The organism is Streptomyces sp. MK7 (assembly GCF_032658145.1).
Lineage (GTDB): Bacteria > Actinomycetota > Actinomycetes > Streptomycetales > Streptomycetaceae > Streptomyces > Streptomyces spiralis.
Map to the genome: position 1 here is coordinate 26,795 of NZ_JAVACL010000058.1, position 10,347 is coordinate 37,141.

A 10,347-nucleotide genomic window follows, 5' to 3' on the forward strand; every position below is an offset into this window, starting at 1 on the left:
AGCGCCATGGGGCGGACGCGCCGCTCCTCCGGTCCTGCGCGGGCCCCGGCCGAAGTCGGCGCGGTCACCGTGACGGCGTGTCCCTCGGCCCTTCGGGTCCTGCCACACCGGCCGCGGCCAGCAGCTGCTCTGCCACGACGCGGGCGCCCTCGTCGCCGACGATGACCGTGTAATGGTTGGTGCCGGGTACGCGCCGCGTGCGCACCAGGCCGGGGTCGAGGCCGGCGGTCGCGAGCCGCTGTTCGTCGTAGAGGCCCTGCGGCTCGTCCATCAGACCGCGTTCCGCCCACAGCAGCACGGCCGGGCGGGGCAGCCGGTGCACCGCACCCGACACCTCCTCGCCGAGTTGGTCCACGCCGTCGGTGCGCACCGCCTCGAGACCGCAGCAGGAGCGCAGTTCGGGCTCCTCCCCCACCAGATCGCGCTGGATGTAGGCGTCCACCCACGGCCACCACGAGCCGGCGAAGGCCGGATGCCCCTGCCAGAACGCGCGGTAGCCTCCCGGTCCGGGAACGTCATGGACAGCCGCCGCATGGCCGGGCCGATCACCGAGGTGATCAGCTCGTCGGGGTCCAGGCCGGCCGGGACCGGGAAGCCCACGCCGCCGTCCACCAGCAGCAGCGCCGTCAGCAGGTGCGGGTGGCGTACGGCGGTCAGGGCCGCGGTGAAGGCCCCCATGGAGTGGCCGGTCAGCACCACCCGCCCGACGCCCAGGGCGTCCACCACGGCGGCCATGTCGTCGGCGTGGGCCGCGATGCCGTAGGGGCCCGGCAGTCGGCCGCTGCGGCCCCGGCCGCGCAGATCCGGGGCCACCAGGGTGACTCGGCCGGCCAGGTGGTGGGCGACGCGCGCCCAGGTCACGCCGTTGGCGGTGATGCCGTGCAGCGCCAGGACCACCGGCGCGCCCGGGTCGTCGGCCGGCCGGCGCGACACGGCCAGCTTCCCGCCCGGCACCGGCACGTCGAGCTCCTCGTACGCCGGTACGACCACGCCCTGGCGGGCCGCCGTCAGGTCGTGCGGTGTGCGGGTCACGGCTGGAGGACCTCCTCGCGGTCGGCGGCGGCACGGGACGTACGGGCGGCACGCAGTCGGGCCGGCAGCCGCACCACGCCGCCGGGCAGCAGGTAGATCACCGCGACGAACAGGGCGCCGAGCAGGAACAGCGGCTGCGAGAGCGGCACACGCAGCACCGAGGGCAGGCCGGCGACCGCGCCCGAGCCGGCCAGGTCGCCGAGCCGATGGTCGGCCCAGGTGTAGAGGATGCCGCCGACCATGGGGCCCCACCGGGTGCCCGAACCGCCCAGCACCACCATCACCAGCAGAGACAGGGTGAAGTCGGAGGTGGTCGCCTGCGGGGTGGCACCTCCGGTCAGCAGCAGGTACACGATGCCGCCGAGCGCGGCCAGGGTGCCCGCCAGGACGAAGGCGGCCAGTTTGAAGCCGTACGGACGCAGGCCCAGCACTTCCACGCGGCGTTCGTTCTCCTTGATGCCCTCCCAGACCCGGCCGATGGGCGAGCGGACCGTCCACTGCACGACGACCAGCACCAGGACGAGATAGGCCAGGGCGATCCAGTACAGGTTGGCGGTGTGCTCGATGCCGACCAGCGAGGCGGGCAGCCGCTCGGCGGGGGCGGCCCTGCCCTCCTCGCCGCCGGTGACGCCGCCGGGGTCGCGCTGCACGAGGATCGACCCGGCCTGTGCGAAGGCCAGGGTCACCATCGAGAACCCGATGCCGCCGACCCGAAGGCTGACCGCTCCCAGCAGGGCGGACAGCGCCACCCCCGCGAGCAGACCGAGCAGCGCGGACACGGCGAACGACAGGCCCGCCTCCAGCATGACGGTGTTGGTGACGTAGGTGCCCGCGGCGAAGTAGAGCGCGTGGCCGAAGGACAGCAGTCCGGTGCGGCCGAGCAGCAGGTCGTATCCGGTGGCCAGGGCGCCGAACACCAGGCACAGGGCGAGCAGTTGGAGATTGCCGGGGCTGCCGATGGGGCCGTCGAGGAGACCCGGCAACGGCAGCGCGCTGTAGGGCACGGTGAAGACCACCGCCAGCAGCAGGGCGGGCCACCAGCGGGTGGCGCGCCGCAGCCGTTCGGAGCGGGTGGTGACGGGGTGGTCCGCCGTGCGGGCCCCGCCGCGCGGCTGGGTGGCGGTGGTCATGCGAGCCTCCCGGTGAGCCCCCGCGGCCGGACGAGCAGCAGGGCGGCGAGCAGGACGACGACGGCGAGGTCGCCGAGCCCTGCGGTGGTGTAGTAGTTGGCGAACTGCTGGACGAGGCCCACGGCCACCGAGGCCAGGGCGGCGCCGGTGAGCGAGCCCATGCCGCCCGTCACGACGACCACGAAGGCGAAGATGAGCAGCGAGGTGCCCTGTTCGGGATCCACGGAGCCGAAGTAGAGGCCGCCGAGGGCACCGCCGAGCGCCGCTGCCGCGCCGCCGATGGCGAAGACCAGGGTGAAGGCCTTGCGCACGTCGATACCGAGCGCGGTGACCATCGCCCGGTCCTCCACGCCGGCGCGGACGACCAGTCCGTGCCGGGTGCGGCCGAGGAACAGCTTGAGCGCGGTCAGCACCACCAGCGCCGCGCCGATGAGCACGATGCGGTTGAGCGGCACTTCGGCGCCCAGCAGGCCGAAGGTGCCGGCCAGTGCCTTCGGCCCGGGGAAGGGCCGCGCGTCGGACCCCCAGATCGCGGACAGCAGGGCCGGGACGGCCAGGCCCACGCCCACCGTGGCGAGGATCTGTTCGCGCGGGCGGGTGTAGAGCGGGCGGATCACGGCGAGTTCGAGCAGCACGGCGGCGACGGTGCCCACCGCGGTGCCGAAGACGACGGCGAGGGCGAACCCGGCGCCGGCGGGCCCGGCACCGGGCAGGTGGCCGGAGGCGGCCCACCAGGTGCCGTAGGCGCCCACGGACAGCAGGGCGCCATGGGCGAAGTTGAGCACGTCCATCAGCCCGAAGATCAGCGACAGGCCGGAGGCGACCAGGAAGTACAGGGCGCCCAGGCCGAGCCCGGTGAAGGTGAGCAGTACGACGGTGGACATCAGGCGTCTGCCTCCGTGGTCCGGGCGGCGGGGCGCGCAGCGGTGCGAACAGGCGCGCCGGCGGGCGGAGTTGCGGTGCTGCCGACGCCGAGCAGCCTGCGAGCCGCCTCGGCGTCGGCGAGGAGGTCGGCGGCCGGGCCCCGGTGCGCGGTGCGGCCGTCGGCGAGGACGACGCAATGGCGGGCGAGGCGGCGCACCACGGCGAGGTTCTGTTCCACGAGCAGGACCGGCACCGTCTCGGCCGCGCGCTCCAGCACCTGGGCGACCTCGGTGACCACCTTGGGCGCCAGGCCCTTGGTGGGTTCGTCGGCGATGATCAGCCGGTTGCCGTTGAGCAGGGTCCGGGCGATGGCGACCATCTGCTGCTGGCCGCCGGACAGGGTGCCGGCGGCCTGCCGGGCGCGTCGTTTCAGCTCCGGGAACAGCTCGTACACCAGGTCGTAGGCCGGTTCACCAGCCCCGGGCCGCTCGGCGAGGCGCAGGTTCTCGGCCACGCTGAGGGCGGCGAAGACACCGCGGTCCTCGGGGGCGTAGCCGATGCCCCTGCGCACCAGGGCGCAGGTGGTCAGGCGCACGGTCTCCTCGCCTGCCAGCAGCACGCTGCCGGTGCGCGGGACCAGCCCGAGGATGCCGCGGACGGTGGTCGTCTTTCCGGCTCCGTTACGGCCCAGCAGCGCGGTGGTGCCGGAGGCGGCCACCTCCAGGTCGACGCCGTGCAGGATGTGCCTGCCGCCGATCACGACCCGCAGATCCCGCACGGTCAGCAGGGGCGCCGGGGCGGGGGTCACAGCTCCTCCCCGAGGTAGGCCTGCTGCACGGTGGGGTCGGCCATCACGGCTTGCGGGGTGTCCAGCGCCAGCAGCGTTCCGTGATGCATCACGGCCAGCCGGTCGGCCAGGTCCAGCAGCACGTCCATGTGGTGCTCGACCATGAGCACGGTGCGGCCCTCCTCCTTGTGCAGCGACCGGATGAGTTCGGTCAGCGCGGGCACCTCCTCCGCGCTCACGCCCGCCATCGGCTCGTCCAGCAGCATCAGCCGGGGCTCGCCGACGAGCAGGACCGCGAGCTCGAGCTTGCGTTTCTCGCCGTGCGAGAGAGCGTCGGCGCACGCGTCGGCGCGGTGCGCGAGCTGGGTTCGTGCCAGCACCCGGTCGACCTGCTCCGGGTAGCCGTCGGCACGGCGCCAGATCCGGTACGAGGTTCCGTCGGCGGCCTGGGCCGCCAGCCCCACGTGGTCGGCGACCGTCATGCCCGGCCACAGGCTGGAGGTCTGGAAGGTGCGGCCGAGGCCGCGCCGCGCCCGGGCGTAGGCGGCCTCCGCGGTGACGTCGTGGCCGTCCAGTTCGATCGTGCCCCGGGAGACCGGACTGAGCCCGCTGACGAGATTGAACAGGGAGGTCTTGCCCGCACCGTTGGGGCCGATGAAAGCCAGGAACTCGCCTTCGCGGACGTCGAAGGAGACGGAGTCGACGATGGTCGCCCCGCCGACCGTCCAGCCGATGTCACGCAGCCGGAGCACCGGCGCCGGGGAGGTACGGGCCTCCCCGGCGTCCGGGGTCCCCGCGGCGTTCGGCGACGTCGTGTTCGAGGAGGACATCTGCTCAGCCCGCCGTCTTGGTGGCCGGTGGTGCGACGTCTGTCGCCTGGATGCTGTCGATCAGTTCGGGGCGGGCGGCACTGCCGCTGCCCTTGAGCCGCGCCGTGAACATCGGCTGCATCAGGGCGTGGTCCGTCTCGCGGATCTGCTCCTTGCCCTTGGGCCCGTCGAAGGCCCAGCCCTCGAGCGCCTTGACCATGGCGGAGGTGTCGGTGGCGCTGCCGGACTCGATCGCGTGCACGATCATCTGGGCGGCGGTGAAGCCGTCGGGGCTGAACAGGTCGGGTGTGCCGCCGGCCTTGGTGATGCCGTCGAGCATGGCCTTCTCCACGGGGTTGCCGGCGCCGGCGCCGGGGAAGTAGTGCGCGAGGAAGGCGACCTTGGAGCCGGCCGTACCGAAGATCGGGTACGAGGCGGTGCCCGCCAGTCCGGTGACGACCTTGCTCGAGTCCAGCACGCCTTGTTGGTTCAGCGCGGTCCACAGGGCGGGGGCGGTGGCGCCCGCCCAGGCGACGAACACCAGGTCGGGCTTGCCGTCCCTGGTCTGGCGGGCGAAGGGCGTGAGGTCCGTGGCGCTGGGCGGGGCGAGTACGGAGCCGACGTGCGCGCCCTTCTTGCCGAGGACGGCCTTCACCGCGGCCACGTTGGCCTGTCCGAACGCGGAGTTCTGAGCGAGCACGGTGACCTTCTTGCCCTTGGCGTCGCCGAGCAGGGTGCCGGCGGTGAGGATGTCCTGGTAGGACTGCCGGCCTGAGCGGAAGGTGTAGGTGTTGATGCCGGTGACCGCGTCGGTGGCGGCCGGACCGCTGATGTACAGCACCTTGTTCTGCGCGGCCAGCGGCGCCATCTGCAGCGCCACACCGGAGTCGGTGGTGCCGGCGAGGATCTTGTAGCCCTTGCCCACGAGTGTCTTGGCCGCTGTGACGGCCTTCGCCGGGTCGCCCGCGTCGTCCTGTTCGGTGACCTCGATGGGGTGGCCACCGGCCTTGTTCGTCCCGTGCGTGGCGTAGGCGAGGCCTGCCTTGAAGCCTTCCTCGTACTGCTTGCCGTAGGCGGCGAGCAGTCCGCTGCGGGAGTAGACCAGCCCGACCTTCACGGGGGCGGCCTTGCCGTCCGAGCCGCTGGACGCGGTGCCGGCGGTGCCGGCCGAGGAGCAGCCCGCGACCAGGGCGCCGAGGGCGATCAGGGTGAGTGCGCGAACAGATCTGCTTCTGAAGGTGTCCGTGAGGCGGGAACGCATGACGATCGGCTCCTGACAGTGTGTCGCCCGCCCGTCGCCGGGGTTTCGCGGGCCTTGTCCAGGACGGCGGCCTGGTACGCGACGACGGGAGTGCGGTGCGTGGTTGCCGGAACCCTAGGAGCCCCGTACGACGGGCGGCATGTTGTCAACCACTGCTCTTCGAGGCCCAGTCATGGCATCGGCACACATGGTCTGTGACCGTCGGCGCAGGCAAAGGTGAAAAACACCCGGTCCTGATCGCCACGTCGTGCGCAGGCCGGGCCGGCGAACGGAACGGACCCCGGTGGGGAAGGAAACAGCATGGACAAAGTGATGGCCGCGGCCGCGCAGGCAGTGGCGGACATCCCTGACGGTGCGGCACTCGCGGTCGGCGGGTTCGGCCTGTGCGGCATCCCGTCGACGCTGATCGCCGCGCTGGCCGAGACGAGCGTGTCCGGCCTGCGGGTCGTGTCCAACAACTGCGGCGTGGACGACTGGGGGCTGGGACTGCTGCTGCGGTCCGGCCGGATCGACCGGATGACCTCTTCCTACGTGGGTGAGAACAAGGAGTTCGCCCGCCAGTACCTGTCCGGCGAACTGGAGGTGGAGCTGACACCGCAGGGCACACTCGCCGAGCGGCTGCGGGCCGGCGGCACCGGCATCCCCGCCTTCTACACCCCGGCGGGGGTGGGCACCCAGGTCGAGGAGGGCGGCCTGCCCTGGCGCCACACCCCCGACGGCGGTGTCGCACTGGCCTCCCCGCCCAAGGAGACACGGGAGTTCGGCGGCCGCCGCTACCTGCTGGAGGAAGCCATCACCGCCGACTTCGCCCTGGTGCGGGCCGCGGTCGCCGACCGGCACGGCAACTGCGTCTTCCACGCGGCGGCGCGCAACTTCAACCCGCTGTGCGCGATGGCGGGACGGGTGACCGTCGTGGAGGCCGAACGCATCGTCGAGGCGGGCGAACTGCCCCCGGACGCCGTCCATCTGCCCGGCGTGTACGTGGACCGCGTGGTCGCCGTCGATCCGTCGCTGGACAAGCGCATTGAGCGCCGCACCGTGCGCCCGGCGCGCACCGGCGCCGAAGCAACCGTCTCGCGCACCGACACCAAGGAGAAGTGACCATGCCGCTCGACCGCGACCAGCTCGCCGCTCGCGCCGCCCAGGAGCTGCGCGACGGCCAGTACGTCAACCTGGGCATCGGGCTGCCCACTCTGATCCCGAACCACCTGCCGGACGGGGTGCACGTGGTGCTGCACTCCGAGAACGGCATCCTGGGCGTGGGACCCTACCCGTACGACGGCGAGGAACATCCCGACCTGATCAACGCGGGGAAGGAGACCGTGACCACCATCCCCGGGACGTCGTACTTCGACTCGGCCTTCTCCTTCGGCATGATCCGCGCCGGCCGGATCGACGTCTCCGTGCTCGGCGCCATGCAGGTGTCGGCCCATGGCGATCTGGCCAACTGGATGATCCCCGGCAAGATGGTCAAGGGTATGGGCGGTGCGATGGACCTGGTCCACGGTGCCCGCCGGCTGCTGGTCGTGATGGAGCACGTCGCCAAGGACGGCAGCCCGAAGATCGTCGAGGAGTTGAGTCTTCCCGCCACAGGTCGCCGTGTGGTGGACCGGATCATCACCGACCTGGCCGTCATCGATGTCACCCCCGGGGGGCTGCGACTGGTGGAGACCGCGCCGGGCGTCTCCGTGCGGGAGGTCATGGCCGCGACCTCCGCCCGCCTCCTCGTCGACCAGGGCCTGTCGGCGCCCGCATCCGGCTGATCCGTCGCGGCTGCCCCGCGGGTCCGTCCGTGCGACGGTCCCTCAGCCGTCGCACAGCGACGCGCGGCCGCCGGGCAGCGGCAGGGGACGTACGCCAGGCCCCCCACCCAGGCAAGCACCGGCACCAGCCTCACCGGCCGCTATTCAGCGGCCGCTTGCTGCCGGTGCGCCGGCACGTGTGCGCGGATGGTGGCCAGTTGTCCTCCTGCCCCGGCGCGTACAGCTGCGGGAGGTTCACCACGATCGCTTCTTGGGTGCTGCGGGCGATGACGACGACGGCTTCCTCGGCGGGATCGGGGTTCTCCTCACGGTGCGGCACGAACGGCGGGACGAAGACGTAGTCGCCGGGCGAGGTGCGCAGCCGGACCTCTTCCGGCTGGGAGCCCGAGCCGTCGAAACTGGGCGGGCCCACGGCCACGGTGCCTGCTCGAGGAGAGGAGCGGCGAGTCAGGAGGCCAGAACCCGTTGATGCAGTTCGGTGACGACCTTGCGGGCGGAGGAGATCGCGCCGCACTGCCAGGCATCCAGGTAGCTCAGGTAGTCGCCGGCGAAGTAGACGTTGCCTTGGGCCTGGTTGAGCGGGACGAATGCCGGGGCGTCGGGGCCGCCGGGCATGGAGTGCCAGGCGCCCTCGACGTGAGGAGCGAGCTTCCACTGGTGCGAGTACCAGGCCGCGAGTTCTGACCGGTACTTTTCACCGTGGATCTTCACACCCTGGGTGACGGCGCGCTCCAGGCGCTGGGCCGGCGTGAGCGCCGAGTAGGTGTCGGAGTGGGCGCCGGTGTTGTAGTAGCCGATGACGGTGCCTCGCTCGCCGAGGTGACCGTAGGACGGGTACCAGATGTGGTCCAGGTCCAGGTCGGTCTCGGTGATACCGCCCATGATCTTGAAGTCGGTCTCCCACCAGCGGCTCTTGTACTCCAGGCCGATCTTGGAGGCCGGGGAGGGCCGCACCGCCCGAAGGGCGGTCTGCACCGTGGAGCCGAGGTTGTGGGAGGTCCGGGCGAGGATCCAGGGCGCCAGCGTGGCGATGCAGTAGTCCGCGTGGACGACCTTGGTGCGGCCGTTGCGGGTGTAGGTGACCTGGACGCCGTCGGAGGTGTTCCTGATGTCGGTGACCGCCGCGCCGGTGAGGATCTTGTCGGGCCCGATGGCCTTGGCGAACGCCATGGGTATCGCGTCCATGCCGCCGACCGGCTGGAACATCAGCATGGCCTGGTCGTAGCCGAACTCGAAGGAGAAGTAGCGGCCGACGTTGGAGGCGAAGACCTCGGACAGGGACGGTATGTCGCCGAGTTCCACTCCGGGAGTGCCCGCGGCGCCGGGATCGACGCTGAACCCGCGGTGTTCGGTGCCGGTGTACCTGTAGTCCGAGCCGAGGGAGCCGTAGCTCTTGAGGAAGGTGAGCAGCCGCTCCTTGTCCGCGGCGGTCAGTTCGGCGTCGAGGGCGCCGGCGCTGGCGGCCTTGGCGAGCAACTCGGAGACATAGCCGTACACATCGGCCTTGGCGGTGCGGTAGGCGACCGGGGCCTTCATGCCGGTGGACTCGTTGTAGATCAGAGCGCCGGCGTTGGTGTTGGTGAACACCTCGACCGGTACTCCGAGCTCTCGACAGTAGTCCAGGGTGTTCATCCACTGGGCGAGACGGGCCGGGCCGCAGTTCATGTACTGACCCTGACTGAAGGTCACCTTCTGGGTGACACCGTTGACGTCGGTGACGGTGTCACCGCCGCGCACGGTGAAGTTCCGGCCTCCGACGCGGTCGCGGGCCTCGAGGACGGTGCAGTCGTATCCGGCCTTGCCGAGCTCGTAGGCCGAGGTGAGGCCGGCTATGCCGCCGCCGATGACGACGACCTTGGCGGGCTTGCCGCCCCGTCCCTGGAGGGTGAAGTCACCGCGTCGGGGAGCGATGAAGGGCGCTTCCTTCTCGGCGGCGTAGGCGGCGGTGGGGGCGAGCCCGAGGGCTCCCATGGTGGCGAACATGGCCCCGGCGCCACCGGTGATGCCGACAGCCCGCAGGAAACCACGTCGGCTGGTGCCCGTTCCCGGCTGAGGCTCTGCCATGGCGGATCCCCTTTCAGTAGGACGCACCACCGGTGTCCGAGACCGGTGGTGATCTTGAAAGACGAAGAGATCCTCACAGCGGCGTGTTACGGGCCACCTCACTCCGGCGTGGCGAGAGCGTTTCCCTGTGTTACATGCCATGCCCATGCACACGCACATGCTCCGCACAGGAGCAGCTGACTGACATTCGGCAAGACCCCGCTCCCCTCCAAGGGGATGCTCTTGGTCCATTCGAGCCCGCCACCGTACGCCGGCCAGCTCACCGCGCCGGCCTGTGACCTGGGATACCTGCCGCTGACTCTCTCCCAGGCCGCCGCCTGTCTCATCCACTCGGGCCTCGATACCGCTATGGGGCCACTCTCCGAACGCTGTGCACGGGCTCGCGCCGTCTCAGCGGCGTAGCGTGCCTGCTGCGCAGCATGGTCTGCCTGTGCGGCTCGCCGGCGCGCCTGGTCCGGGGGGTGTCGCACGCGGCGTCGCAGTTCGACCGTGGCGTGGAGCTGCCGGGCCCGCCCGGTCGCGCGCTCCTGGGAGACCCCGCCAGGCGGGTTCACGCGCTCGGCCTCCGCTCATGGGACCCCCAGGAACGGCCTCCACGGGGCCGGTGAGTGTGAGGCTGTCCATAGGAGCCAGATCA

The 10,347-nt window shown here is 71.6% G+C and carries 10 protein-coding genes and 1 pseudogene; 2 read left to right on the forward strand and 9 right to left on the reverse strand.

What is annotated here, in order from left to right; genetic code table 11:
• Window positions 1-64: 64 nt before the first annotated feature.
• From R2S09_RS35930 to R2S09_RS35960, 7 genes are read right to left on the reverse strand one after another with little or no spacing between them, the layout of a single operon-like run.
• Window positions 65-322 (reverse strand): hypothetical protein, encoded by a 258-nt coding sequence (locus R2S09_RS35930; protein WP_316745438.1) that lies wholly within the window; start codon window positions 320-322, stop codon window positions 65-67.
• Window positions 271-1,032, reverse strand: a complete 762-nt coding sequence (locus R2S09_RS35935) for an alpha/beta fold hydrolase (RefSeq protein ID WP_316745439.1) — start codon at window positions 1,030-1,032, stop codon at window positions 271-273. The genes R2S09_RS35930 and R2S09_RS35935 overlap by 52 nt, the downstream gene beginning before the upstream one ends.
• Window positions 1,029-2,162, reverse strand: a complete 1,134-nt coding sequence (locus R2S09_RS35940; protein WP_306184978.1) for a branched-chain amino acid ABC transporter permease — start codon at window positions 2,160-2,162, stop codon at window positions 1,029-1,031. The genes R2S09_RS35935 and R2S09_RS35940 overlap by 4 nt, the downstream gene beginning before the upstream one ends.
• Window positions 2,159-3,046 carry a branched-chain amino acid ABC transporter permease gene (locus R2S09_RS35945; RefSeq protein ID WP_306184980.1) on the reverse strand — a complete coding sequence of 296 codons (888 nt, stop codon included), beginning with the start codon at window positions 3,044-3,046 and terminating at the stop codon, window positions 2,159-2,161. Before R2S09_RS35945 ends, R2S09_RS35940 begins: the two co-directional genes overlap by 4 nt.
• On the reverse strand, window positions 3,046-3,834 hold the full coding sequence (locus R2S09_RS35950; protein ID WP_316745440.1) for an ABC transporter ATP-binding protein: 789 nt from the start codon (window positions 3,832-3,834) through the stop codon (window positions 3,046-3,048). Before R2S09_RS35950 ends, R2S09_RS35945 begins: the two co-directional genes overlap by 1 nt.
• Window positions 3,831-4,643 carry an ABC transporter ATP-binding protein gene (locus R2S09_RS35955; protein ID WP_316745441.1) on the reverse strand — a complete coding sequence of 271 codons (813 nt, stop codon included), beginning with the start codon at window positions 4,641-4,643 and terminating at the stop codon, window positions 3,831-3,833. Before R2S09_RS35955 ends, R2S09_RS35950 begins: the two co-directional genes overlap by 4 nt.
• Window positions 4,644-4,647: 4 nt before the next feature.
• The gene (locus R2S09_RS35960; RefSeq protein WP_316745442.1) at window positions 4,648-5,883 is read right to left on the reverse strand and encodes a substrate-binding domain-containing protein; all 1,236 of its coding nucleotides are present in this window, start codon (window positions 5,881-5,883) and stop codon (window positions 4,648-4,650) included.
• 300 nt (window positions 5,884-6,183) lie between these two features.
• Here R2S09_RS35960 and R2S09_RS35965 point away from each other — a divergent pair, with 300 nt between their 5' ends.
• A complete protein-coding gene (locus R2S09_RS35965; protein ID WP_306184988.1) occupies window positions 6,184-6,984 on the forward strand; it encodes a CoA transferase subunit A in 801 nt (266 codons plus the stop codon).
• 2 nt (window positions 6,985-6,986) lie between these two features.
• On the forward strand, window positions 6,987-7,646 hold the full coding sequence (locus R2S09_RS35970; protein WP_306184989.1) for a CoA transferase subunit B: 660 nt from the start codon (window positions 6,987-6,989) through the stop codon (window positions 7,644-7,646).
• A 130-nt stretch (window positions 7,647-7,776) separates the two neighbouring features.
• Here R2S09_RS35970 and R2S09_RS35975 read toward each other — a convergent pair.
• Window positions 7,777-8,043 (reverse strand): annotated as a pseudogene (locus tag R2S09_RS35975) (hypothetical protein); the annotation flags it as partial.
• 50 nt (window positions 8,044-8,093) lie between these two features.
• On the reverse strand, window positions 8,094-9,710 hold the full coding sequence (locus R2S09_RS35980) for a flavin monoamine oxidase family protein (protein WP_316745443.1): 1,617 nt from the start codon (window positions 9,708-9,710) through the stop codon (window positions 8,094-8,096).
• Between the last annotated feature and the right edge of the window lie 637 nt (window positions 9,711-10,347).

Excerpts from the sequence above, each read along its gene's own strand:
- R2S09_RS35940 (WP_306184978.1), bottom strand. The coding sequence starts at position 2,162 with ATGACCACCGCCACCCAGCCGCGCGGCGGGGCCCGCACGGCGGACCAC.
- R2S09_RS35945 (WP_306184980.1), bottom strand. The coding sequence starts at position 3,046 with ATGTCCACCGTCGTACTGCTCACCTTCACCGGGCTCGGCCTGGGCGCC.
- R2S09_RS35955 (WP_316745441.1), bottom strand. The coding sequence starts at position 4,643 with ATGTCCTCCTCGAACACGACGTCGCCGAACGCCGCGGGGACCCCGGAC.
- R2S09_RS35960 (WP_316745442.1), bottom strand. The coding sequence starts at position 5,883 with ATGCGTTCCCGCCTCACGGACACCTTCAGAAGCAGATCTGTTCGCGCA.
- R2S09_RS35965 (WP_306184988.1), top strand. The coding sequence starts at position 6,184 with ATGGACAAAGTGATGGCCGCGGCCGCGCAGGCAGTGGCGGACATCCCT.
- R2S09_RS35970 (WP_306184989.1), top strand. The coding sequence starts at position 6,987 with ATGCCGCTCGACCGCGACCAGCTCGCCGCTCGCGCCGCCCAGGAGCTG.
- R2S09_RS35980 (WP_316745443.1), bottom strand. The coding sequence starts at position 9,710 with ATGGCAGAGCCTCAGCCGGGAACGGGCACCAGCCGACGTGGTTTCCTG.